Origin of the sequence: Mesorhizobium sp. M8A.F.Ca.ET.207.01.1.1 (genome assembly GCF_004794715.1) — a bacterium.
Lineage (GTDB): Bacteria > Pseudomonadota > Alphaproteobacteria > Rhizobiales > Rhizobiaceae > Mesorhizobium.
The window spans coordinates 235,985-259,427 of the sequence record NZ_SRUS01000003.1; the positions used below are offsets into that span (position 1 = coordinate 235,985).

The 23,443-nt window shown below is 65.3% G+C and carries 20 protein-coding genes and 2 pseudogenes; 12 read left to right on the top strand and 10 right to left on the bottom strand.

What is annotated here, in order from left to right:
* Positions 1–5 precede the first annotated feature (5 nt).
* Together hpaE and EN850_RS09815 are read right to left on the bottom strand one after the other, a co-directional pair.
* Positions 6–1,523: a 5-carboxymethyl-2-hydroxymuconate semialdehyde dehydrogenase gene (gene hpaE / locus EN850_RS09810; protein WP_135930252.1), complete on the bottom strand. Its 1,518-nt coding sequence runs from the start codon at positions 1,521–1,523 to the stop codon at positions 6–8.
* Positions 1,524–1,535: 12 nt separating this feature from the next.
* Positions 1,536–1,922: a 5-carboxymethyl-2-hydroxymuconate Delta-isomerase gene (locus EN850_RS09815; RefSeq protein ID WP_136091132.1), complete on the bottom strand. Its 387-nt coding sequence runs from the start codon at positions 1,920–1,922 to the stop codon at positions 1,536–1,538.
* Between the two features lie 215 nt (positions 1,923–2,137).
* Here EN850_RS09815 and hpaR point away from each other — a divergent pair, with 215 nt between their 5' ends.
* Complete coding sequence (hpaR, locus tag EN850_RS09820; RefSeq protein WP_246689168.1) at positions 2,138–2,533, top strand: homoprotocatechuate degradation operon regulator HpaR; 396 nt, start codon at positions 2,138–2,140, stop codon at positions 2,531–2,533.
* Positions 2,534–2,662: 129 nt separating this feature from the next.
* Here the strand turns inward: hpaR and EN850_RS09825 are convergent, their stop codons facing one another.
* Positions 2,663–3,172, bottom strand: coding sequence for a flavin reductase (locus tag EN850_RS09825; protein ID WP_127279041.1), 510 nt, complete (start codon positions 3,170–3,172; stop codon positions 2,663–2,665).
* Positions 3,173–3,177: 5 nt separating this feature from the next.
* Entirely contained in the window at positions 3,178–4,722 is a 1,545-nt protein-coding gene (locus EN850_RS09830; RefSeq protein ID WP_136091134.1) for a 4-hydroxyphenylacetate 3-hydroxylase N-terminal domain-containing protein, read from the bottom strand.
* Positions 4,723–4,815: 93 nt separating this feature from the next.
* Here EN850_RS09830 and EN850_RS09835 point away from each other — a divergent pair, with 93 nt between their 5' ends.
* The 11 genes and pseudogenes from EN850_RS09835 to EN850_RS09890 all read left to right on the top strand — a co-directional run bounded on the left by EN850_RS09835 (position 4,816) and on the right by EN850_RS09890 (position 16,049).
* Complete coding sequence (locus tag EN850_RS09835) at positions 4,816–5,685, top strand: helix-turn-helix domain-containing protein (RefSeq protein ID WP_136091135.1); 870 nt, start codon at positions 4,816–4,818, stop codon at positions 5,683–5,685.
* 276 nt (positions 5,686–5,961) lie between these two features.
* On the top strand, positions 5,962–6,312 hold the full coding sequence (locus EN850_RS09840; protein ID WP_246689169.1) for a hypothetical protein: 351 nt from the start codon (positions 5,962–5,964) through the stop codon (positions 6,310–6,312).
* A 197-nt stretch (positions 6,313–6,509) separates the two neighbouring features.
* Positions 6,510–7,604 carry a transporter substrate-binding protein gene (locus EN850_RS09845; RefSeq protein WP_136091136.1) on the top strand — a complete coding sequence of 365 codons (1,095 nt, stop codon included), beginning with the start codon at positions 6,510–6,512 and terminating at the stop codon, positions 7,602–7,604.
* Positions 7,601–8,218 (top strand): ANTAR domain-containing protein, encoded by a 618-nt coding sequence (locus tag EN850_RS09850; protein WP_127278050.1) that lies wholly within the window; start codon positions 7,601–7,603, stop codon positions 8,216–8,218. Before EN850_RS09845 ends, EN850_RS09850 begins: the two co-directional genes overlap by 4 nt.
* Complete coding sequence (locus tag EN850_RS09855; RefSeq protein WP_135921852.1) at positions 8,196–9,101, top strand: ABC transporter permease; 906 nt, start codon at positions 8,196–8,198, stop codon at positions 9,099–9,101. The genes EN850_RS09850 and EN850_RS09855 overlap by 23 nt, the downstream gene beginning before the upstream one ends.
* A 30-nt stretch (positions 9,102–9,131) precedes the next feature.
* Positions 9,132–10,051, top strand: a pseudogene (locus EN850_RS09860) (ABC transporter permease).
* 46 nt (positions 10,052–10,097) lie between these two features.
* Positions 10,098–11,741, top strand: a complete 1,644-nt coding sequence (locus tag EN850_RS09865; protein ID WP_135930244.1) for an ABC transporter substrate-binding protein — start codon at positions 10,098–10,100, stop codon at positions 11,739–11,741.
* Positions 11,731–12,675 carry an acetamidase/formamidase family protein gene (locus EN850_RS09870; RefSeq protein WP_136091137.1) on the top strand — a complete coding sequence of 315 codons (945 nt, stop codon included), beginning with the start codon at positions 11,731–11,733 and terminating at the stop codon, positions 12,673–12,675. Before EN850_RS09865 ends, EN850_RS09870 begins: the two co-directional genes overlap by 11 nt.
* 214 nt (positions 12,676–12,889) lie before the next feature.
* On the top strand, positions 12,890–14,653 hold the full coding sequence (locus EN850_RS09880) for an ABC transporter ATP-binding protein (protein WP_136091138.1): 1,764 nt from the start codon (positions 12,890–12,892) through the stop codon (positions 14,651–14,653).
* Positions 14,654–14,679: 26 nt separating this feature from the next.
* Positions 14,680–14,953, top strand: a pseudogene (locus EN850_RS09885) (hypothetical protein); the annotation flags it as partial.
* Positions 14,954–15,209: 256 nt separating this feature from the next.
* Positions 15,210–16,049 carry a hypothetical protein gene (locus tag EN850_RS09890; RefSeq protein ID WP_135862773.1) on the top strand — a complete coding sequence of 280 codons (840 nt, stop codon included), beginning with the start codon at positions 15,210–15,212 and terminating at the stop codon, positions 16,047–16,049.
* Between the two features lie 73 nt (positions 16,050–16,122).
* On the opposite strand, the gene EN850_RS09895 is transcribed toward EN850_RS09890, so the two are convergent.
* The 6 genes from EN850_RS09895 to EN850_RS09925 form a co-directional block, all read right to left on the bottom strand.
* Positions 16,123–17,103, bottom strand: a complete 981-nt coding sequence (locus EN850_RS09895; protein ID WP_136091139.1) for a 2-dehydropantoate 2-reductase — start codon at positions 17,101–17,103, stop codon at positions 16,123–16,125.
* Between the two features lie 2 nt (positions 17,104–17,105).
* Entirely contained in the window at positions 17,106–18,626 is a 1,521-nt protein-coding gene (locus tag EN850_RS09900; RefSeq protein ID WP_189591067.1) for an acyl--CoA ligase, read from the bottom strand.
* A gap of 306 nt (positions 18,627–18,932) precedes the next feature.
* The gene (gene ggt, locus EN850_RS09910; protein ID WP_136091141.1) at positions 18,933–20,519 is read right to left on the bottom strand and encodes a gamma-glutamyltransferase; all 1,587 of its coding nucleotides are present in this window, start codon (positions 20,517–20,519) and stop codon (positions 18,933–18,935) included.
* Positions 20,520–20,566: 47 nt separating this feature from the next.
* Complete coding sequence (locus tag EN850_RS09915) at positions 20,567–21,367, bottom strand: ABC transporter permease (RefSeq protein WP_136091142.1); 801 nt, start codon at positions 21,365–21,367, stop codon at positions 20,567–20,569.
* Positions 21,364–22,290 (bottom strand): ABC transporter permease, encoded by a 927-nt coding sequence (locus EN850_RS09920; RefSeq protein ID WP_136091143.1) that lies wholly within the window; start codon positions 22,288–22,290, stop codon positions 21,364–21,366. Before EN850_RS09920 ends, EN850_RS09915 begins: the two co-directional genes overlap by 4 nt.
* Entirely contained in the window at positions 22,287–23,372 is a 1,086-nt protein-coding gene (locus tag EN850_RS09925; RefSeq protein WP_136091144.1) for an ABC transporter ATP-binding protein, read from the bottom strand. The genes EN850_RS09920 and EN850_RS09925 overlap by 4 nt, the downstream gene beginning before the upstream one ends.
* Positions 23,373–23,443: the final 71 nt, after the last annotated feature.

Below are 23,443 nucleotides of genomic sequence, written 5' to 3' on the forward strand. Positions count from 1 at the left end.
TCCGGTCAGCCGCCGAGTTTCTGGATTGCGTGCGCCGAAGTGGCGAAGGCGACGTTCTTCGTCTCCATGTAGAAGTCGAAGGAATGGTCGCCGCCGTCGCGGCCGATGCCGGAGTTCTTGACGCCGCCGAAAGGCGTCGGCAGATGGCGCACATTCTCCGAATTGACCCAGATCATGCCGGCATCGAGCGCATCGGTGAAGCGGAAGGCGCGGGTCACGTCGGATGTCCAGAGATAGCCGGTGAGGCCATATTGCGTGTCGTTGGCCAGCGCCAGCGCCTCCGCCTCGTCCTTGAAGGCGATCGCGGTCAGCACCGGCCCGAAAATCTCTTCCTGGGCGATGCGCATCCTGTTGGTCGCGCCGGTAAACAATGTCGGGCTGACATAACAGCCACCGCCCGGACCGGCGAACTTGCCACCGCCGGCGGCGACCACCGCGCCCTCCGATTTGCCAATTTCGATATAGGACAGCACCTTCTCCTCGTGCACCGGATGGATCAGTGGCCCGACCACGGTGTTGGGGTCGAGCGGATGGCCTATCTCGATGCGCTTGGCCTTCTCCGCCACCAGATCGGTGAACCGGTCATAGACCGAGGCCTCCACCAGCAGCCGCGACGAGGAGGTGCAGCGCTCGCCGTTGAGCGAGTAGATCATGAATACCGCCGCATCCGCCGCGCGCTCCAGATCCGCATCGGCGAAGACGATCACCGGGTTCTTGCCGCCGAGTTCGAAATGCACGCGCTTCAGCGTATCGGCGCCTTGCTTCATGATCATCGAGCCGGTGCGGCTTTCGCCGACGAAACCGATCGCCTTGATGTCGGGGTGCTCGGTCAGCGCCTTGCCGGCATGTTCGCCGAGGCCGTTGACCAGGTTCCACACCCCCTTCGGCAGGCCGGCCTCCTCGGCGATCTCGACCAGCAGCCGCGCCGTCAGCGGCGAGAACTCAGCCGGCTTATGAACCACCGTGCAGCCGGCGGCCAGTGCCGGCGCGATCTTCCAGGTCGACAGCATGAATGGCGTGTTCCACGGCGTGATGATGCCGACCGGCCCGATCGGCACCCGCGTCGTCATGTTGACCTGGCCAGGCGTCCGTAGCGTTTCGCCATCGCGCGCTTCCGGCGCGCGGTCGGCGAAGAAGCGGAAGTTTTCGGCGCCGCGCAGTGCGGCCTTGGCCATGAACTTCAGCGCCTGGCCGGTGTCCATGCATTCGACGAAGGCGATCTCCTCGGCGCGCGCCTCGATCGCGTCGGCTATTTTGTGCAGCAGCTTCTTGCGCGCCTCGCCAGGCATGCCGGCCCAGGCCGGAAATGCCGCCTTCGCCGCTTTTGCCGCGCGGTCGATGTCGGCGATGCCGCCGCGCGCGACCTTGGCCAGCGGCTTGAGATCGACCGGCGACAACGTCTCGAAGGTCGAGCCGTCGGCGGCAGGCACCGCTTCGCCGCCGATCTGGTTCAGCACGCCATCGCGCTTGAAGCGGGCGAGGTAGGCTTGCGCCTTTTTCAGATTGCCTTCGAGATCGGACATGTCGGTCTTTCGTCACTTGCCGCGCAGCCGCGGGTGGATTGCATTCTTCTTCCAGCTCAACACCGGGTCGATTTCCCTGATCTCCAGCGACAAGGCGAAATGCGGGGTCTCGAACAGCGTTGCCAGGTATTGGCTTACCGCGGTGAACACGGCCTCGCCGGTGCGTTTCTTGTCCTCGGCGCCGCGGCCGCTACCGATGCGAAACGACATATCGAGAAAGGCGTTTTCCGGCAGGCGATCGGCAATGGCGTAGGCGTCGGCGCGAAAAGCCCGCACCCGCACGGCGCCGGTCTCGAACAGCCCGGTGTCGAGCACCGTGCGCAACACCAGCGCGCACAATGCACTCATGTCGACCTTGGCATCGAGATTGGCCGAATACTCGATGGAGAAGTGCGGCACCGCGTTTCGTTCCCTGGATTCTTGCATTTTGTAGTTAACGCGTTAATTACATGATGTACCCCCAAAGTCAAGTCTTGCATCGGGCTGGAGGCGACGATACGGGATGGAAAGGTCGGGGTTTGACGTTGGTCCATGTGGGGTCAAGACTCGCCGACCACCGCATTTATTGGGGGCGCTGCTTCTTGCTGCCGGAAAACACTCGTCGCTCCTTACCGATGGCATTGCTTCACGCCCGCGAAGCCGTGATGGCGCGGTTTCGCCCCATGCTTGCCGCGCATGACGTGACCGAGCAGCAATGGCGCGTTCTGCGCGTGCTGAGCGAGGCCGGCCCGGTCGAGGCGACCGAGCTTGCCGACCGCGCCTCGGTGCTGCCGCCGAGCCTGACCCGCATCATCAAGGCGCTCGAGGGCCGGAAATTCATCACACGCAACAAGGCGGAAGGCGACGGCCGCCGCGTCGTGCTCACCATCGCGCCAGCTGGCTCGGCCCTGATCGATGCGCTCTCGCCCGAGCGCCGCGTCATCTACGACGACATCGAAAAGCGCTTCGGCCATGAGCGGCTGGAGCAGTTGCTCGACCTGCTGGAGACCCTGATCGACGGCGAGAGCTGAGGCTCACCCGCAGGCGAATCCGTAACCTTGGATATTGGCGAAACCCCATCGCTTCGTCATCCTCGGGTCTCCGCGAACGGAGCTTCGCTCCTGCTTCGCCCGTGGATGACGAAAGTGGGTGGCCTCGCCTCACCCGCCAAAACTCCCCAGCCGCGTCGGCTGCGTATAATTCCGGTCGACGTAGAGCAGCGCCGAGCCGCCGCTGCCGTGCCTGACGTCGGTGACGCGGCCGATCATGACATTGTGCGTGCCGACGATATGCACCGTCTCGATCTCGCAGTCGAAATTGACGATGGCGTCCGACAGTGCCGGCGTGCCCGAGGCCAGCGTCTGCCAGCGCGCCGCCTCGTAACGGGTCGCCATGTCCCTGGTCGCGCCGGCAAACTTTCCCGCCAGATGCATGTGGTCATGCGTCAGCACGTTGACGCAGAAGCGCCGGTTGGCGAGGAACATGGCGGCCTGCGTCGACCGTCCGTTCATGCACACAAGCAGCGTCGGCGGTTCGTCGGAGACGCTGCACATGGCGGTGGCGGTGAAGCCGCCGCGTCCGGCAGGCCCGTCGGTGGTGATGATGTTGACCGGCGCGCAGACCCTTGCCATGGCGTCGCGGAAATCGGCCTTCGAAATCTGCGCGGCCATCGGCTTCATCCGGCCGTTGGAGTGAGCGGCGGCAGCCAGGTATTCCCCGTCCAGCCATGCTCGTCATAGTCGGCCATGCAGGTGTCGACCAGTTCCTCCATCGCCTTCAGCCGGCCGCCGCGCTCGGCGCCCTTCAGCACCTGCAGCCGCACCTCTTCCGGTGCGCCGGCGTAGTTGAGCTCGTATAGCGCGTGGCGGCCGCCGAATTCGGCGCCGGTCGCGTCCCACAAAAGCTTCATGATCTTGATGCGCTCGATATGGCCCATGTCGTTGGAGCCGCGCACATATTGCGCCAGATATTTGTCGATCTCGGGATTGTTGAAATCGCGCACCGACGACGGCAAATAGATCAGGCCGGACGCGATCACACGGCGCACCGTGTCGATGACGCGCGGATAGGCCTCCGACATGAAGGTGCGGTAGGCCAGCGCGGCATCGAGATTGGGCAGCACCGCGCCGTTCGCCCATGGGATCGGGTTGTGGGCCATGGCATTGGAGAAACTCCAGAACATGTGCCTGAGCGCAATGACCTCACCAAGCGCTGCCTGGTTGCCGCGAAACGCGTCGCCGCCGGTGGCGCGCAGCGCCTTGGCCAGCAGGCCGGCGAGGAAGTCGAGCTTCACGGCAAAACGGGTGCAGCCCTGGAAGCAGTAACCGTGCATGAAGCCGGATGCCGGGTGGAACGACAGGATCTTTTGCGCGTCGCGCAGCACCAGCACGTCCTCCCAGGGGATGAAGACATTGTCGAGCACGAGGATGGCGTCGTTCTCGTCGAAGCGCGACGACAAGGGATAGTCGAAGGGCGCGCCGACCGTGTTGGCCGTCTGCTCATAGGAGACGCGGCAGAACATCTTTATCCCCGGCGCGTTCATCGGCACGATGAACATCACCGACAGCGACGGATCCTCGGTCACCGTCGCCGAGCCCTGCGCCAGGAAATTGTAGTGCGTCAGCGCCGAGGACGTCGCCACCACCTTGGCGCCGGAAACATAGATGCCGGCATCAGTTTCCCCAGTGATGTGGACGAAGACGTCCTTCACCTGTTCGGCCGGTTTGTGGCGGTCGATCGGCGGGTTGACGATTGCGTGGTTCATGAACAGCACGGCTTCCTGGGCGCGTTTGTGCCAGGCCAGCGCATTGTCCTTGAACGGTCCGTACCAGTCGGCATTGGCGCCGAGCGTGTTCATCAGCGCCGCCTTGTAGTCGGGCGTGCGCCCCATCCAGCCATAGGACATGCGTGACCACTCGGCGATCGCCGTCTGCTGGGCCGCGAGTTCGCCGGAGGATTTGGCGACGCGGAAATATTTGTGGGTATAGCCACCCGACCCGGTGTCGGTCGCAGAGGTCAGCGTCTCTCGACGCTTGCCGTCATGCAGCGCATCGTAGAGCCGCGCCAGCGACCGCGCCGAATTGCGCATCGCCGGATGGGTGGTGACGTCTGCTATGCGCTCGCCATTGATATAGACCTCGCGCCCGTCGCGCAGGCTCTCCAGATACTCCGCCCCCGTGAACGGGCGCGCTTTGTCCGCGCGAAAATCTTCCGACCGCATGATGCTCCTCCACTTTGTACCGCAACCCTAGCGCCTCCGCTGGCGATCGGGTATGGACGGAACGGCAAAACCGATTGGACTTTTTCCGGCGCCATGAGCCAGAATTCCATTCCCCATTTCTTCGTCTATGGCGAACCGGTGCGGCCGCTCGATGTTGGCTTCCTGCATGTCGAGACGGTGCTTGCGCGCAGCAACATTCACCTTGGCCAGGTCGCCGCGCACAAGCACCCGCAGATGGGCCAGATCACCTACTGGACCGGGGGCTCCGGCACCTACCGCATCGAGGACCGCTCCTGGGACTTTTCGGCGCCGGCCGTCAGCTTCGTGCCGAGCACCATCGTGCATGGTTTTTCGATCGGACCAGGCACCGACGCCATCGTCGTCTCGGTCGCCGACGATGCGCTGGCCACGCTTGCTGGCCACAGCCTGCTGCCGCTCGACCGGCCGGTCTTCACCGACGCCCTGCCCCAGCACGCCGCATGGCAAAGGCTGGCAACGGTGCTGGACATGATCGCCGCCGAATACGCCGAGGCGCAGGGCGGCAGCGACAAGGTGCTGCCGGCGCTGATCGCTGTCGCGCTCTCCCATATCGCGAGGCTCGCTCCTGAGCCGACGGATGCCCGGGGCTCTTCCGACACTTCACTGGCGCGGGGGCTGCGGAGGCTCGTCGATGCGCATTTCCGCGACAACTGGCCGGTCGACCGCTACGTCGAGGCCCTCGCCACGACGCCGCATTTGCTCGACAAGGCCGCCCACGCGGTGCTGGGCAGCGGCGTCAAGCGGGTGGTCGGCGAGCGCCGGTTGCTGGAAGCCAAGCGGCTGCTGCTGTTCACCGTGCGCACGGTCGAGGACATCGCCTACGAAGTCGGCTTCGACGATCCGGCCTATTTCTCCCGCTTCTTCCGCGAGCGTACCGGCGAGGCGCCGGCCGCGTGGCGGCGGAGGCAGTTGCAAGGGCATTGATCCTTACGCTGATTGATTGTGCCTGAGGACAGCATTCTTCCCCGATGCAGCAATGGCCACCTTTTCGTGAAGGTGCGCGGGTTGATCCGGCGGCCTGCATGCCTAGGTAGAGAGGGCGGCGGGCCACGCGATCTCAACAATCAGTATGACATTTTCCTGTATTCGAAAGCTTGCCCTTTCTGGTCTCATCGTCGTCGTCCAGTCATCCTGCGTCGTTCCCGACGACACGTCGCGCATCGCCAAGGTTGACCCACGGCGGCGGCGGCTCGCAAGGAGATGGTCGGTCTCAGCGAAGCCGACGTTCGAATGTGCGCGGGGTTTCCAACCGCCACCGCGGACGCCGGCGGATCCGGCCAGATCTGGACCTATAAGCGCGTCGTTCAGCGCGGCAATCTCAGCATCGTCGTCCCGACCCTGTCGGTGGGGCCGGTCCCGGCGCTCGGTGGCTCCCTCAATGTCGCTCCCGGCGGCTATTGCGACACGCAGGTCCGCATGTTCGGCGGCCGCGTCGCCGAAGTTGCCTACGCCGGCGACAACAATCTGCCAAACAGGCGCGACGCGCTTTGTGTCAGCACCGTGGATGCCTGCGTGGCCTATGCCCGCCAACACAGGCCGGCCGCCAAATAGCGGCAGCGGATTTCGCGGGAAATAGCGATGGCCGGCCTTCGCTGTTTGACGCGGATGGCGTTGAGGGCTTGACTGACCCGCCGGACCGAATACGCTAAGGCCAAATACCGGCTCTGATCGCCGGGCGGCAAACATGCCTCGTATGCCTCGCCTTTTCCGGCGCTGGCTGCGGGGCATTGTCATTTCTGGGGTCCTGTTTGAAACGGCGCATCGAAATCGGCATCCTCTATTCCCGCTCGGGCAGTTATCAGCTCGTTTCCGACGCGTGCCGCATGGGCGCCATGCGCGCCATCGCCGACATCAACGCCGACAGGAGTTCAGGCATCGAGCTGGTGCCGGTCGAGCGCGATCCGCAAAGCAATGCCGATCGCTACGCGACGCTGTGCGAGGATATTTTCAAAACCAGCAACGCCCGCCATGTCGTCGGCTGCGTCACCTCCTGGAGCCGCAAGGAGACGATTCCGGTGCTGGAGAAGGCCGGCGGCATGCTCTGGTATGCCTGCCCCTATGAGGGTTTCGAGGCCAACGAGCATGTCGTCTACATGCATGCTTGCCCCAACCAGCACCTGGTGCCGCTGCTGGCTCATGTCGTGCCGCGCTTCGGCGCCAACGGTTTTCTACTCGGGTCGAACTACATCTGGGGCTGGGAGATGAACCGCGTCGCGCGCGACCTGATCGCGGACGCCGGCGGCAAGGTGCTGGGCGAGCGCTACCTGCGCATCGGCGAGATCGACGTGTCGCGGCTGATCGCCGAAATCCGGGCGACGCGGCCGAACTTCATCCTCAACAATCTGATCGGCACCTCGTCCTATGCCTTCCTGGCGGCCTATCGCGACCTGGGCGTCGAGGATCCCGCCTTCAGTTCGCAAAACTGCCCGGTGATCTCCTGCAACCTCACCGAGGGTGAACTGCCGGCGATCGGCGAGACCGGCAAGGGCCACCTGTCGGTCGGGCCCTATTTCGCGCCAAGGCCGGCCGCCTTCGCCTCGTCCTTCGAGGCCTCCGCCTATGCCTCGGTGCAGGTGATGGCCGACGTGCTGTTGCGCGATCCCGAGGCCGGTCCGGCGGAATTCTCCAAGGCTTTCGCGGAACGGCGCTTTTCCACCCGGCTCGGCCCGATCGCCATCGACGCCCACTCCCAGCACGCGACGCTGCCTGTCATCATCGGCCGGATCGCCGACGGCTTCTTCGAAGTCGTCAGCCGCGAGGACGAGGTCGCGCCGGACCCGTATCTGTCGCGCTACGACCCGGCAAAGACATTCGGCCGGCCACGCCTCAGGGTGGTGTCGTGACCCGAACCCCGCGCATCCCCAATCTCGGCGGCGCCAGGGCCTTTGTCCTGCATCGCCCGCACCCGACGGTGCAGGCGATCACCAGGCAATTGTCGGCCATCGGGCTTGTCACCGTGGACTGCTGGCCGGAACTGGCGCCGGAGGCGCTGGCCGCGGACTTCGTCTTCTTCGACGCCGATCTCGGCTTCGACGAGCAATTCCCCTGGAAGCCGGGCGAGGCGCCGATGCCGCTGGTGGCGCTGATCGGGTCCGAAGCGCCCGGCCGCATCGAATGGGCGCTGTCGCACAAGGCCGATGCCCAGCTCCTGAAGCCGGTCGGCAATGCCGGCGTCTACAGCGCGCTGCTGATCGCGCGCCAGAGTTTCGAGGCTCGAAAGCATTTAGCCGGCGAGATCGCCGCGCTGCGCCAGCGTGTCGCCGAGCGCCAGACCATCGTGCGGGCTGTCTCGGCTTTGTCGAAAGGCGGCGACGACGACCGCGCCTATGCGCAGCTGCGCTCGCTGGCGATGAGCTGGCAGATCAGCGTCGAGGACGCCGCGCGCCGTATCGTGGCGATGACGGACGAGGCCAAGACCGAAGAGGAAGGCGGCGATGACCAGTCCCATCGCGCCTGATCTCACGGCCGGGCGCATGCCGGCCAAGCCGCGCGCCGGCGTCTGGCGCCGGCTGATCAAGCGCCGCCTGGCGCTGCTCGGCTTGGTCATCGTGGCCATCGTCGTCGCCGGCGCGATCCTGGCGCCGTGGCTGACCGGCTACGATCCCAACGAGCAGATGTTCGACGGCCTGACCATCGAGGGCTCGCCGCTGCCGCCGACCGCGAAATTCTGGCTGGGCACCGACCTGCTCGGGCGCGATCTTCTGACCCGCATCCTCTACGGCGCGCGCACCTCGCTGATCATCGGCATCGTCGCCAATGGCGTGGCGCTGCTCATAGGCACGCTTGTCGGCGTCAGCGCGGGCTATTTCCGCGGCTGGGTCGGCAGCGCGCTGATGCGTTTCACCGATCTGATGATGGCCTTCCCGGCGCTGCTGCTGGCCATCTGCCTGGCGGCGGTGTTCCAGCCCAGCCTCTGGATCGTCGCCATGGTCATCGCCCTGGTCAACTGGGTGCAGACCGCGCGCGTCATCTACACCGAAACCTCGTCGCTCGCCGAACGCGAGTTCATCGACGCCGAGCGCACCATCGGCGCGAGCGCGCCGCGCATCCTGTTTCGCCACATACTGCCGCATCTCCTGCCCACCATCATCGTCTGGGGCACGCTCGGCATCTCGACCACGGTGCTGCTGGAGGCGACGCTTTCCTTCCTCGGTATCGGCGTGCAGCCGCCGACGGCATCGTGGGGCAACATCATCTTCGAGAACCAGACCTATTTCCAGGCCGCACCCTGGCTGGTGTTTTTTCCCGGCGCCGCGATCCTGGCGCTGGCGCTGGCCTTCAACCTGATCGGCGACGCGCTGCGCGACATCCTCGACCCGACGCAAAGGGGCCGGGAATAATGGGGGGCCGGGAATAATGGGAGGCCGGTCATGATCGCCTATCTCGGCCGCCGACTGATCCAGTCGCTGCTCATCCTGCTCGGCGTCTCGCTGATCACCTTCGCGCTGCTCTATCTCCTGCCCGCCGATCCGGTGCGCCAGATCGCCGGCCGCAGCGCCACGCCGCAGACGGTGGAGAACATCCGCCAGCAGCTCGGCCTCGACCAGCCCTTCGTCGTCCAGTACTGGCACTATCTGGTCAAGCTCGTCGGCGGCGATCTCGGGCGCTCCTACATCCAGCGCTCCGAGGTTACCGAGCTGATCTCTCGCGGCTACCGGCCAGCCTGCTTCTGATGGTCGGCGCCATCCTGTGCGAATTGCTGATCGGGCTCTCGATGGGCCTGATCGCCGCCGTCAAGCGCGGCACCGCCACCGACCAGACCTTGATGGTCGCCTCCTTCGTCGGCGTCTCGGCGCCGCAATTCGTCGTCGGCCTTTTGCTGCTCTACGTTTTTGCGGTCAGGCTGAGCTGGTTTCCGATCGGTGGTTACGGCACCTGGCGCCATCTCGTGCTGCCCTCGCTCACCATGGGCATCCTCGGCGCCGGCTGGTACGCGCGCATGATGCGCTCGTCGATGATCGACGTGCTGCGTCAGGATTACGTGCGCACCGCGCGTGCGAAAGGTCTGGCGCGGGGCGCCATCATTTTCCGCCATGCTCTGCCCAACGCCATCCTGCCGGTCATCGCCATGATCGGCATCGACATCGGCATCTTCATGGGCGGCATCGTCGTCGTCGAAAGCGTGTTCGGCTGGCCAGGCATCGGCCAGCTGGCGTGGCAGGCCATCCAGCGCGTCGACATTCCGATCATCATGGGCGTCACGCTGGTTTCGGCCTTCGCCATCGTGCTCGGCAACCTCTTGGCCGACATCATCGCGCCGTTCATCGACCCCCGTATCAAACTGAGATGAGCGCCCGGATGAAACCAGAAAACAAACAGAGAAAGGGAACACGACAATGAAGAAGTTTCTCGCATCGACCGTCGCCGCATCGGCCTTGGCGCTGATGCTCGGCATGACCAGCGCCCGCGCCGAGGACACGATCGACCCCAACGCCAGGCAGGGCGGCGAAATCATCGCCACATACAAGGACGATGTCACGACGCTCGATCCGGCGATCGGCTATGACTGGCAGAACTGGTCGATGATCAAGAGCCTGTTCGACGGACTTATGGATTACGAGCCCGGCACCACCAACCTCAAGCCCGACCTCGCCGAGAGCTACGAGATTTCGCCCGACGGCAAGACCTTCACCTTCAAGCTGCGCCATGGCGTGAAATTCCACAATGGCCGCGAGATGACGGCCGACGACGTCAAATATTCGCTCGACCGCGTCACCAACCCCAAGACGCAGAGCCCCGGCGCCGGCTTCTTCGGCTCGATCAAGGGTTATGACGATGTCGCCGCGGGCAAGGCCGAAGGCCTCTCCGGCGTCACCGTCGTCGACCCCTACACGGTCAAGTTCGAGCTGACCCGCCCCGACGCCACCTTCCTGCATGTCATGGCCATCAACTTCTCGCATGTCGTGCCGAAGGAAGAGGTGGAAAAATATGGCGCCGATTTCGGCAAGCATCCGGTCGGCACCGGGGCGTTCAAACTCGCCGAGTGGACGCTCGGCCAGCGCATCGTCTTCGAGCGCAATCCGGACTATTGGCACAAAGGCCTGCCGCATCTCGACAAGATCACCTTCGAGGTTGGCCAGGAGCCGATCGTGGCTTTGCTGCGCCTGCAGAAAGGTGAGATCGACCTGCCGCTCGACGGCATTCCTCCGGCAAAATTCCAGGAGGTGATGGCCGATCCCGAGCAGAAGGCGCGCGTCGTCGAGGGCGGCCAGTTGCACACCGGCTATGTCACCATGAACACCACCATGGCGCCGTTCGACAATGTGAAGGTGCGCCAGGCCGTCAACATGGCGCTCAACAAGGCGCGCATCATCCAGATCATCAACGGCCGCGCCGTGCCGGCCAACCAGCCGCTGCCGCCATCGATGCCGGGCTACGACAAGGCCTACAAGGGTTATCCCTACGACGTCGCCAAGGCCAAGGCGCTGCTTGCCGAGGCCGGCCATCCCGATGGTTTCGAGACGCAATTGTTCGCCATGAACACCGACCCCAACCCACGCATCGCCCAGGCGATCCAGCAGGACCTTGCGGCAATCGGCATCAAGGCCAGCATCCAGTCGCTGGCGCAGGCCAACGTCATCGCCGCCGGCGGCGACAAGGCCGGCGCGCCGATGATCTGGTCGGGCGGCATGGGCTGGATCGCCGACTTCCCCGATCCGTCGAACTTCTACGGTCCAATCCTGGGCTGCGCCGGTGCCGTGCCGGGCGGCTGGAACTGGTCGTGGTATTGCAACAAGGAACTCGACGCCAAGGCGGCCGAGGCCGACTCGATTGTCGACCCTGCGAAGGCCGGGGAGCGCAGCAAGATGTGGAGCGACATCTACGCGAAGATCATGGCGGACGCGCCCTGGGCGCCGGTCTTCAACGAGCAGCGATTCACCATGAAATCGGCCCGCATGGGCGGCGCCGACAACCTCTATGTCGACCCGGTCCACGTTCCGATCAACTACGACAATGTGTACGTAAAAGATGTGCAATAACTGCGACTACACCATCCACGGGCGCCACCACCATTTCGGCTGGGACAATTCGTTTGTCCCGGCGCAGCGCGTGGCGCCCGGCTCCACCATCGAGTTCCAGTGCCTCGATGCCGGCGGTGGCCAGCTGAGGCCCGATAGCACCGCCGCCGACATTGCCAAGCTAGACTTCGCGGGGATCAATCCGGTTACCGGGCCGATCTTCGTCGAGGGTGCCGAGCCCGGCGATGCGCTGAAGGTGACGATCGAGATGTTCAAACCGTCCGGCTTCGGCTGGACGGCGAACATTCCGGGCTTCGGCCTGCTCGCCGACGACTTCAAGGAGCCGGCGCTGAACATCTGGAAATACGACGCGGCTTCACTGGAGCCAGCATTGTTCGGCAAGAACGCCCGCGTGCCGCTGAAGCCCTTTGCCGGCACCATCGGCAACGCGCCGGCCGAGATGGGCCACCACTCGGTGGTGCCGCCACGTCGCGTCGGCGGCAATCTCGACATTCGCGACCTTGCCGCCGGCACCACGCTCTATCTGCCGGTGGAAGTGGCGGGCGCGCTGTTCTCGGTCGGCGACACCCATGCCGCGCAAGGCGACGGCGAGGTCTGCGGCACCGCGATCGAAAGCCCGATGGACGTCGTGCTCAAGCTCGATTTGGTGAAAGATGCGCAGCTGAAGACGCCACGCTTCACCACATCTGGCCCGGTGACGCGCCATCTCGACGCCAAGGGCTATGAGGTGACGACCGGCATCGGCCCCGACCTGATGACCGGCGCGAAGGAAGCGGTCGCCCAGATGGTCGACCTGTTGGCGGGCCGCTACAAAATAGATCCCGTCGAGGCCTACATGCTGGCATCGGTCTGCGGCGATCTCCGGATCAGCGAAATCGTCGACATGCCTAACTGGGTGGTGTCGTTCTATTTTCCGCGTTGCGTGTTTGAATGAGGCCAGGTCAGCGCCAAGGCACCCCCCTCTGCCCTGCCGGGCATCTCCCCCTCAAGGGGGGAGATTGGCTGTCATTCATGCCGGCTTCCCCGATTGCAGCGTTGGAAATTGGCGAAGGCCTGCGTGCCGTTCAATCTCCCCCCTCGAGGGGGAGATGTCCGGCAGGACAGAGGGGGGCGTGCCGCGCTAAACCTCTCGGAAGCCTGCGCCTCCAATGACCACCCCCAACCCCATCCTCAGCGTCGCCAACCTCTCCGTCTCCGTGCGCGGCGAGGATGGCTCTCGCGACGTCGTCTCCGACCTCTCCCTGACGCTCGAGCGTGGCGAAACACTCTGCATCGCCGGCGAGTCCGGCTCCGGCAAGTCCATGACCGCGCTTGCCATCATGCAGCTCCTGCCGCAGCCCGCCGCGCGCATCTCCGCCGGCACTATCCGTTTGGCCGACACCGAGCTGACCACGCTTGACGAACGCCGCATGCGCCGTATCCGCGGCGACCGTATCGCCATGATCTTCCAGGAGCCGATGACATCGCTCAATCCGGTGCTGTCGATCGGTCGCCAGCTCACCGAATCCATCGAGGCGCACACCAGCCTGACGCCTGCGCAGGCCCGCCAGCGTGCCATCGAGGCGCTGAAGGCGGTGCGCATTTCGGAAGCCGAAAGCCGGCTAAAACAGTTTCCGCATGAGCTCTCCGGCGGCATGCGCCAGCGGGTGATGATCGCCATGGCGCTGGCGCTGGAGCCCGACGTGCTGATCGCCGACGAGCCGACGACGGCGCTCGACGTCACCGTGCAGGGCGAGGTGCTGGAGCTGCTGCGGGACCTGCAACGGCAGCATGGCACCAGCGTCATCCTGATCACCCACGACATGGGCGTGGTCGCCGAGATGGCCGACCGCGTCATCATCATGCGGCATGGAAGCATGGTCGAGGAAGGCAAGACATCTGACATTTTCGCTCACCCGCAAGCCGATTATACGCGCGAGCTGCTCGCCGCCGTGCCGCGTATCGGCAGTGGCGTCGGTCGGCAGGCGTCGAAAGAGATTGCCGAAGCCGCAATGCCGGCCAATGTCGCCGATGTGAAAGACCTCCATGTCCGCTTCGACCTGCGCGGCGGCGTCTTCGGTCGGGTCACCCGGCGCGTCCATGCCGTCGAGGGCGTCAGCTTCTCGATCGCGCCCAACGAGACGCTGGCGCTGGTCGGCGAATCAGGCTGCGGCAAGTCGACCACCGCCAAGGCGCTGGCCGGGCTCGTGCCGTATAGCGGCGATATTGTCGTCGGCGGCCGCAACCTGTCCGGCCTCGGCCGCGACGAACGCAAGGCGGTGCGCCGCGACGTGCAGATGATCTTTCAGGATCCGTTTGCTTCGCTCGACCCGCGCATGCGCGTCGGCGACCTCGTCGCCGAGCCGCTGGTCATCCACGGCATCGCCTCGAAGGAAGAGCGCCGCGAGCGGGTCGCGGCCTTGTTCGATCGTGTCGGCCTATCATCGGATCAGATGGAGCTCTATCCGCACGAGTTCTCCGGCGGCCAGCGCCAGCGTGTCTGCATCGCGCGTGCGCTGGCGCTCAGGCCAAAACTGATCATCGCCGATGAAAGCGTCTCCGCGCTCGACGTCTCGGTGCAGGCGCGCGTGCTCGACCTGTTGAAGGAACTGCAGCGCGAATTCGGTGTCGCCTATCTCTTCATCTCGCACGACATGGCCGTGGTCGAGAACATCTCCGACCGTGTCGCCGTCATGTATCTCGGCCAGATCGTCGAGATGGGCTCGCGCGACCAGGTTTTTTCAAACCCGCGCCACCCCTACACCAAAAGGCTGATCGAAGCCGTGCCGGTGCCCGATCCCGCGCGGCGCAGAAACCGTTTCGCCCGCCTCGATCAGGAAATCCCCAGCGCGACGCGCCGGATCGGCGAGGCGCCGCTGAAACTGGCGCTGAGCGACGTCGGCGACGGCCATCTCGTCGCCGCCGAGGGCTGAGGGACGGCCGCCGCTGGCCGGGCTCCCTCAAGGCGATCGTCTTCCAGTTCGCCACCCTCACCGACGTCACCTGGCAGATGTCGGGCGAGGTGATCCTGATGACGCTTCTCGGCGGCATCGGCACCATGGTCGGCCCGATCACCGGCGCCAGCCTCGTCGTCGGCCTGGAAAAACACGCTGGCCACGTCAGGCTTCCCGGTGACCATCACGACGGGGCTGATCTTCATGGTGTGCGTGCTCATTTTCCGACGCGGCTTCTCAAACGGCCGGGCAGGGGCTGATCAGCTCCAGATCGACTAACCGCGATTGAGCGGGCTGCCGCAAGGGGCGCTTTGCCCAGAGTGGAACGGAGCCATCGCCGCATAGGCGTCCGCCTCCGTGGGTATGGACGGATCCAATCATGCGCAATATGGATGGGGATGAAGCCTGCTATGGTATTCGCATTTTCGCCGCGTCGCTAAGGCAGGTGACGTTTGTTGAATGACGCAGCGCAGGGCGGGTTGGCCTTCTGGTCCAATGCCGCTCGCATAAGTGTCGATATCAGGGGATCTGGTCAATGACCGACAACAAGCCAGACGTTACCAAGGATTGGCAAGCGACGCAGGGCCAGAAGTCCTCCGCCACGCGTCTTCGCCTTTTCGCCGCACTGTCGTGGATCGTCGCCATTGGCGGCGAGATCTACGGGATTATTCTGCTTCGCCAGAACAGGTTCGACCAGGGACACCTGCCGCTGATCATCGGCCTTCTGGTCGGCATTGCGATTTTCGCAATCGCCGGCAATTTGCTGTGGAAGGCGGCCAACAGGCACGATCCGGCCCGTGCATCCGACACAGCCAGGTTCTTCTTCCAAAACCAACTCGGCGCAATCATCACGCTGATAGCCTTCCTCCCGCTGGTTTTCCTGATCCTCACCGACAAAAACATGGATCCGCAGACCAAGAAGGTTGCCGGCGGCCTCGGCGCTGCGCTGGCCGTGCTCGCGACTGTCATGGGGATCAGTTTCAAACCCCCGTCGGTCGAACAATACACCCAGGATATGAACGCCTGCGCAGCCCAGATCAAGTCGGGGCAGCCCACCACCGCCTGTTCGCCCGACGTCGCCGCCCAGGCGCAGGCGATCGCCACGGACACCGCCGCGGTGGCGACGGCGACCCAGGATGCGAGTCACCCCGCCGGTCAGGATGTCGTCTACTGGATCGCGCCCGAAAACGGAGCCGCGAAGTCCACGGAGCCGCATGTTTTCCATCTCTGCGCGGGCGTCAGCCCACTGAAGGACAAGACCGTGAATAGTGGCTCGGTGACGGAGGCCTACGCACAGAACGCCGTCCGCATCACGAAACAGATCGAGATGGAACAGAAGCAGTGCGGGTTTACCGCAACAACCAGCACCAACTGAGCACGCCTGCTTTCGATCGCGTTCAGCTCTTGTCGAGAGGGATGGGGCGCAAGCGCAGGCTCAGCCCGCCTCCTCACCCGTAACACCCGCGCTCCACCGCCAGCCGCCGCACCAGCGCCAGCACCCCATCGATCGCCGGCGTCGGCTGCCCCGTCAGCCGCCCCAGTTCCTGCACCGCGCCCACCAGCGCGTCGATCTCCATAGGGCGGCCGCGTTCCAGGTCTTGCAGCATCGAGGTCTTGTGTTCGCCGACATCGCCGGCGCCCTTGATGCGGCGGTCGACGTCTATGGGGAAGCGCACGCCGAGGCTTTCGCCGATCGCCTGCGCTTCCAGCATCATGGCGCGGGCGAGCGTGCGGGTGCCCTCGTCGGCGACGATTCCCGCCAGCGTGCTGCCGGTCAGCGCCGAGATCGGGTTGAAGGAGAGATTGCCCCATAGTTTTATCCAGATCTCGCCGCGTATGTCGTCGCGGACCGGCGCCTGCAGCCCGGCCTTGACCAACTCCCCGGCCAGAAGTGTGGTCCGTTCGCTCTTCTCGCCCGAGGGTTCGCCGAGCGAGAAGCGCCTGCCCTCGACATGGCGGATGAGGCCGGGCGCGTCGACCTCGACGGCGGGATAGACGACCGAGCCGATGACACGCTGCGGGCCGAGCCGTTCCCAGATCGTGCCGCCGGGATCGACCTGCTGCAGCCTGGTGCCTTCGAGCGCGCCGCCGGCCTTGTAGAAATACCACCAGGGCACGCCGTTCTGCATGGTGACGACGGATGTGTCGGGTCCAAGCAGCGGTGCGATCTGGTCGAGTGCGGGCGCGACGGAATGCGCCTTCAGCGCCAGCACGACATAATCCTGCGCGCCAAGCTCCTCCGCCTTGGCGGCGGCCCTGACCGGAGCGGTCGTTTCCTTGCCATCCTCGATCAGGCGCAGGCCATCTGCCTTGATCGCCTCGAGATGCGCGCCGCGGGCGACGATCGACAGATCGGTGCGGCCGGCAATGGCCAGCTTGGCCGCGAGATAGCCGCCGATCGCGCCGGCGCCGAAGATGGTGATCTTCATCGTCAGAGCCCGAGCTTGGCGGCGAGCCCGATGCGCTGCAGCTTGCCGGTGGCGCCCTTGGGGATCTCGTCCAGGATCAGCACCTTGCGCGGCACCTTGAAATCGGCGAGCCGGGTCGCGGCGTGGGCGCGGATATCGCCCTCGGTGGCGCTCATGCCTTCGCGCAGCACCACGGCCGCCGCCACCTCCTCGCCAAGCTTGTCATGCGGCATGGCGAAGGTGACGACCTGCGCCACCGCCGGATGGTCCATCAGCACGTCGTCGACCTCGAGCGGCGAGATCTTTTCGCCGCCGCGGTTGATGATCTCCTTCAGCCGGCCGGTAACCTTGAGATAGCCGTCGCCGTCGAGCACGCCCTGGTCGCCGGTGTGGAACCAGCCATGTGCAAAGGCCGTGGCGTTGGCGTCCGGGTTCTTCTCGTAGCCTGACGTGACATTGGGTCCGCGAATGACGATCTCGCCGGTTTCGCCGGCCTGCATCAGCCGTCCGTCCGGCGCCATGACCGCCACTTCGGGTCCGCCCGCCGCACCGACGCTGCCCGGTTTGCGCAGGCCCGGCGGCAGCCGGTTCGAGGCCATCTGGTGCGCGGCCTCGGTCATCCCATAGGATTCGATGACCGGGCAGCCGAAGGTCGCTTCGAGTTCGGCCATGACCTGCGCCGGCAGCGATGCCGAGGACGAGCGGATGAAGCGCAGGCGTGCCGCCCCCAGCGCTTCGGCATTGCGCGCCGCGCGCGCCAGGATCGCCTGGTGCATGGTCGGCACCGCCGTGTACCAGCTTGGCTTCGCCTCGCTCAGCCATTGGAAGAAGCGCAGCGCATTGAAGCCTGGCGTGCAGTAGATGCCGCCGCCCGATGCGAGCGAGGACAGCACCGCCGCGATCAGCCCATGGATGTGGAACAGCGGCATGATGTTGAGGCAGCGGTCACCGGCCGTCAGGCCGAGCGTCGCGCCGATATGGCGGGCGGAGGACGCGACATTGGCATGGCTGAGCGGCACCAGCTTGGGCCGCGACGTCGTGCCGGAGGTGTGCAGCAGCAGCGCGATCTCGTCGTCCCCCGCCATCGCGGGCGCCGCCTGCGGACCGACCGCCGCCCCCTCGATGATGAAGCTGCCGGCCGGAGCATCTGGCTGCACGACCAGCCGCAGCACGCCGATGCCGAGACGCTCGGCCACCGTCACGGCCGGACCGGTCTCGGTCTCCGCGACGAGGATCGCCTTGGCGCCGATGTCGGTGAGATAGAAATCGAGTTCGTCGGCCCGGTAGGCCGGATTGAGCGGTGCCGTCGAGGCTGCGGCGGCGACCGCGATGAAGGCCGTCGCCATCTCCGGTCCGTTCGGCAGCACGATCGCCACCCGGTCGCCCCGGCCGATGCCGAGGGCGTGGAGCTGAGTGGCGGTCGTCGCGATCAGCGCGCGCAGACCGCCATGGGTCAGCGTGGGCCTGTCGGGCGCCAGGATGGCGGGGGCGTCGTCGGTGCCGGCGACGAGGCGGCGGGAGAGGTCTGTGTGGGTTTGGGTCATGGTCACCGACTATGTTTCAAAGCTTGCGAAAGTCCAGCGGGGCAATCTTTCTACGTTCGCGCCGCTCCTCATTGCCCTGCCGGGCATTTCTCCCCGTATAGCGACGGGGAGAAAGGGCTGTTCGCCGATGGTTTCGCCAACTGCCAGCGTTGCAGAAAAGCGCCGAGGGAGCGGAGCGTCCCTCTCCCCCGTCACTATACGGGGAGAGGATGCCGGCAGGCAGGTGAGGGGCAGCGCCAGCGCCTGGAAAAGTAGCGAGCAACCTTGAACTGAATCCCATCAATACGCTCTACCGGTACCCATACCTCAATATCCCAGCGCCATTCCATCCTTGCGCGGGTCCGACGCGCCCGTCAGCGTTCCCTTTTCCCAGTCGATCAGCACCGCCTGTCCGCCGCCGAGCGGATGGTGCGGCTCGGCGATGGCGTGGCCGCGCCGGAGCAGGCCTTCGATCGCCTCGGTGGGCACGTTGCGCTCCGCCTCCACCATGCCGTCATTGTAGAACACGCGCGGCGCGTCCAGCGCCTGCTGCGGGTCCATGCCGAAATCGATCATGTTGGTCAGAAGGTGGACATGGCCGAAGGGCTGGTAGCCGCCGCCCATCACGCCGAACGGCATCACCACGCGGCCGTTCCTTGTCGCCATGCCCGGCATGATCGTGTGCATCGGCCGCTTGCCGGGCGCGATCGCGTTCGGGTGCGCCGGATCGAGGCGGAAGCTCGAGCCGCGGTTCTGCAGCACCACGCCGCTCTTCGGGCCGACCACGCCGCTGCCGAAGGAATAATAGGTCGAGTTGATGAACGAGACCGCGTTGCGGTCGCGGTCGACGATCGAGATATAGACCGTGTCGCTGCCGGGCAGTTGCACATCCGGCAGATGCGTCATGGCGCGCTCGCGGTCGATCTCGGCGCGCAGCCGCTCGGCATAGGTGGCCGACAGGAGCTCTCGCACCGGCACCGGGACACGGTCCTGGTCGCCGACGAAACGGTCGCGGTCGCGATAGGCCAACCGCCCGGCCTCGATCTCCAGATGCAGGCGCTCGGCGCCGTTGGGGTCGAGCCCGCCAAGCTTGAAACCCGACAGCACGTTCAGCATCAGCAGCGCCGTCAGGCCCTGGTTGTTCGGCGGCATCTGGTGAATCTCGTGGCCGCCATAGGCGATGCTGACCGGCGCCACATAATCGCCCCGTGTCGCGGCGAAATCTTCCGCAGTGTGCAGTCCACCTAGTTCCTTGAGCCGGCGCACCATGTCGTCGGCCACTGCGCCTTCGTAGAAACCGGCGCGGCCCTGTTTGGCGATCACCCGCAAGGTGGCGGCAAGTTCCGGCTGCCGGTGCACATCGCCGGCCTTGGGCGCCATGCCGCCCGGCAGGAAGATGCGGGCGGCATGCTCGTCGGCGGAAAGGTCGGTTTCGGGTTCCGCCCAGTCGAAGGCGACGCGGTCGTGCACGACATAGCCGTTCTCGGCATAGTGGATCGCCGGCGCCAGCACCTCGGCCAGGCTCTTGCTGCCATGGTCTTCCAGCAGCCGGCACCAGGCGTCGATGGCGCCCGGCACGGTCACCGCATGCGGCCCCTGTTTGGGAAGCTCGCTAAAACCCCTGTCGCGATACCAGTCGACGGTCGCGGCCGCAGGCGCGCAGCCGGAGCCGTTGAAGGCCAGCACCTCGCTCTGTCCCTTGGGGCAGTAAAGGACAAAGCAATCGCCGCCGATGCCGGTCGATTGCGGCTCGACCACGCCCTGCACGGCGGCGGCACAGATGGCGGCATCCATCGCATTGCCGCCGACGCGCAGCATCTCGATGGCCGCAAGCGTCGAAATCGGATGCGATGTCGCGGCGATCGCTTCGGTGGCACGAACCGGCGAACGGCCGGGAAACTGGAAATCACGCATTCTGTCTGGATATCCCTAGGTCATTTCTGCGAATTGGTCCGATGAAATCAATGCCGCCGGCCGAAAATCTGTGCCAGCGACAAAAGCAGCACCGACAGCACGATCAGGCAGGTCGAGATGGCAGCGATGGTCGGGTCGATCTGGTCGCGCAGCGCGTTGAACATGCGGCGTGTCAGGGTCGTGGTCTCGCCGCCCGAGATGAACAGCGAAACGACAACTTCGTCGAAGGAGGTGATGAAGGCAAACAGCGCGCCAGAGACGATCGAGAAGCGGATCTGCGGCATCGTCACCTGCCAGAACGCCGCGATGCGTCCCGCACCCAGGCTGCGCGCCACCCGTTCCTGGTTCATGTCGTAGGAGCGCAGTCCTGAAAGCACCGTTAGCACCACCAGCGGCAGCGCCTGCACCGTATGGGCGATGACCAAGCCGGTCAGCGAGTTGTTAAGGCCGATGCGCGCGTAAAGGAAGAAGGTGCCGATGCCGACCAGGATCACCGGGATGATCAGCGACGCCGTGAGCAGCGCGTTGATGGTGCCGTTGAAGCGCAGCGTGCCCCGGTTGATCGCATAGGCGGCAGTGGTGCCGAGCGGCGTCGCCACCAGCGCGGTCATGATCGCGACCTTGACCGACACGATGGTGGCGTCGCGCCATTCCAGCGACTGGAAGTAGCTTTCATACCAACGCAGCGACCATTGCTGCGGCGGGAACTGCAGCAGCGTCGAATCCGAAAACGACATGATGACGATGATGACCGACGGCGCGATCAGGAACAACAGCACGAGGCCGCCGAAGCCGTAGAGCCACAGGCGTTGCCGGTGCGAGATCGGCAGGCCGATACCGTCGCTCATCGCGAGCTCCATACGCCGGTGGCGCGCGCGCCGAGCAGCCACTGGAACAGGCCGAGCAGCGCCAGCGTGACCACCAGCAGCACGACGCCGAGTGCCGCACCAGCCCCCCAGTTGGAATACAGGCTAGTGGTCTGTTCCATGCGCATCGCCCACATCACCACCTTGCCGCCACCCATCAGCGCCGGGGTGACGAAGAAGCCGAGGCAGAGCACGAAGACGATGACCACGCCCGAGGCGAGGCCGGGCAGCGACAGCGGAAAGAAGATTTGCCGGAAGGTCGCGGCCGGGCCGGCGCCGAGGTTCATGCCGGCGCGCAGGCAGTCGATGTCGATGGTCTTCATCGAGGCATAGAGCGGCAAAACGAGAAATGGCAGCAATATGTGCGTCATGCCGATGACCACGCCGGAGAAATTGTTGGCCAGCGACAGCGGTTGGCTGATCACGCCCAGATCGATCAGCCAGCTGTTGATCAGGCCCTTGCGCTGCAGGATCACCAGCCAGGCATAGGTGCGCACCAGCACCGACGTCCAGAACGGCAGGATGACGAAGATCAGGCAGATCGACGCCGCCCGGCGCGGCAGTTGCGACAGCATGTAGGCCAGGGGATAGCCGAGCAGCACGCAGGCGCCGGTGACGATGAAGGCGACCTTGAAGGTGGTGATGAAGGTCTTGATGTAGGAAGCCTGTTCGAAGAAACGCGCATAGTTGGCGGCGCTGAAGGCGCCGGTCTCGTCCAGCAGCGACAGCCAGAACAGCCAGCCGATCGGCACGATGATGATGGCGCAGACGAGGAACAGGCTCGGCGCCAGCAGAGCCAGCAGCCGCAGCGACTCACGCCGCGCGTCGGCGCGCAGCGCCTGCGCGTTGAGATCCTGCCCTGCCGGGCCGGCGATCTCCTTCAGCAGGGCGGATTGCGCGCTCATCCCTCGGCCGCCACCAGGATCGTGTCCTTCGCGTCGAGGCCGAGCATGATCGGCTGGCCGGGCGCCGGCATTCTGGCCAGCACATCGCTGCGGCAATAGTCGCGCAGCGTCAGCTGCCGGCCGTCGCGCAGGCTGGCGTAGCAGACGAAACTGTCGCCCTGGTAGATGATGTCGCTGACCGTCGCATCGAGCACATTGATGCGGGCCGACGGGTCGGCTGCCGTGACCAGCCTGAGCTTCTCCGGCCTCACCACCATCAGATGCGGACCAGCCGGCGGTGTCGGCGCCCCGGTCTGGATCCGCCTGTCCTCATACCAGACCGATCCGTTGCGGCTTTCGACCGGGATGAAGTTCGATTCGCCGATGAACCCGGCCACGAACTGCGTCTTCGGCGCGGCGTAGAGCGTTTCGGGCCGGTCGAGCTGTTCGATGCGGCCACCGTTCATGACTGCGATGCGGTCAGACATGGTGATGGCTTCGCGCTGGTCGTGCGTGACATAGACCGTGGTCATGCCAAGGCGGCGATGAAGCGCGCGCAGCTCGATCTGCATATGCTCGCGCAGGCCCTTGTCGAGCGCCGACAGCGGCTCGTCCATCAGCACGATACGCGGCTCGAAGACGATGGCGCGCGCCAGGGCCACACGCTGGCGCTGGCCGCCGGAAAGCTGGTCGACGCGGCGCTCGCCCAGCCCCTGCAATTTTACCAGCTCCAGCGCCTTCTCCACCCGCTGCGCCGTCTCGGCGGCCGCGACGCCGCGCTGTTTCAGCGGGAAGGCGATGTTGTGGAAGACGTTCATATGCGGAAACAGCGCATAGTTCTGGAACACCATGCCGATATTGCGCCTGTGCGGCGGCGTGGTGATGATCTCGTCGCCGCCGACCTTGATGCTCCCGGCATTGGCCCTGACGAAACCGGCCAGGATCATCAGCAGCGTCGTCTTTCCCGAGCCGGAGGGGCCGAGCAGGGTCAGGAACTCGCCGGCCTCGACATCGAGGTTCAGGTCGCGCAGCACCGGCACGCTGCCAAATCTCTTCTCGATCCGGCGCATGCTGATCGGCAGCGCGGATGGTGCAATGGACAAGGTTCTTCTCTCCTGGGCAGAAGGCTGAAGGAGCAGGGCGGCGTTCGCGCCGCCCCGCAATGTCAGGGTTC

Bases quoted from the DNA above. Each gene is read 5' to 3' on its own strand.
- hpaE (WP_135930252.1), bottom strand. From the start codon at position 1,523: ATGTCCGATCTCGAAGGCAATCTGAAAAAGGCGCAAGCCTACCTCGCC.
- hpaR (WP_246689168.1), top strand. From the start codon at position 2,138: ATGGCATTGCTTCACGCCCGCGAAGCCGTGATGGCGCGGTTTCGCCCC.
- EN850_RS09825 (WP_127279041.1), bottom strand. From the start codon at position 3,172: ATGGCCGCGCAGATTTCGAAGGCCGATTTCCGCGACGCCATGGCAAGG.
- EN850_RS09830 (WP_136091134.1), bottom strand. From the start codon at position 4,722: ATGCGGTCGGAAGATTTTCGCGCGGACAAAGCGCGCCCGTTCACGGGG.
- EN850_RS09835 (WP_136091135.1), top strand. From the start codon at position 4,816: ATGAGCCAGAATTCCATTCCCCATTTCTTCGTCTATGGCGAACCGGTG.
- EN850_RS09840 (WP_246689169.1), top strand. From the start codon at position 5,962: ATGGTCGGTCTCAGCGAAGCCGACGTTCGAATGTGCGCGGGGTTTCCA.
- EN850_RS09855 (WP_135921852.1), top strand. From the start codon at position 8,196: ATGACCAGTCCCATCGCGCCTGATCTCACGGCCGGGCGCATGCCGGCC.
- EN850_RS09865 (WP_135930244.1), top strand. From the start codon at position 10,098: ATGAAGAAGTTTCTCGCATCGACCGTCGCCGCATCGGCCTTGGCGCTG.
- EN850_RS09870 (WP_136091137.1), top strand. From the start codon at position 11,731: ATGTGCAATAACTGCGACTACACCATCCACGGGCGCCACCACCATTTC.
- EN850_RS09880 (WP_136091138.1), top strand. From the start codon at position 12,890: ATGACCACCCCCAACCCCATCCTCAGCGTCGCCAACCTCTCCGTCTCC.
- EN850_RS09890 (WP_135862773.1), top strand. From the start codon at position 15,210: ATGACCGACAACAAGCCAGACGTTACCAAGGATTGGCAAGCGACGCAG.
- EN850_RS09895 (WP_136091139.1), bottom strand. From the start codon at position 17,103: ATGAAGATCACCATCTTCGGCGCCGGCGCGATCGGCGGCTATCTCGCG.
- EN850_RS09900 (WP_189591067.1), bottom strand. From the start codon at position 18,626: ATGACCCAAACCCACACAGACCTCTCCCGCCGCCTCGTCGCCGGCACC.
- ggt (WP_136091141.1), bottom strand. From the start codon at position 20,519: ATGCGTGATTTCCAGTTTCCCGGCCGTTCGCCGGTTCGTGCCACCGAA.
- EN850_RS09915 (WP_136091142.1), bottom strand. From the start codon at position 21,367: ATGAGCGACGGTATCGGCCTGCCGATCTCGCACCGGCAACGCCTGTGG.
- EN850_RS09920 (WP_136091143.1), bottom strand. From the start codon at position 22,290: ATGAGCGCGCAATCCGCCCTGCTGAAGGAGATCGCCGGCCCGGCAGGG.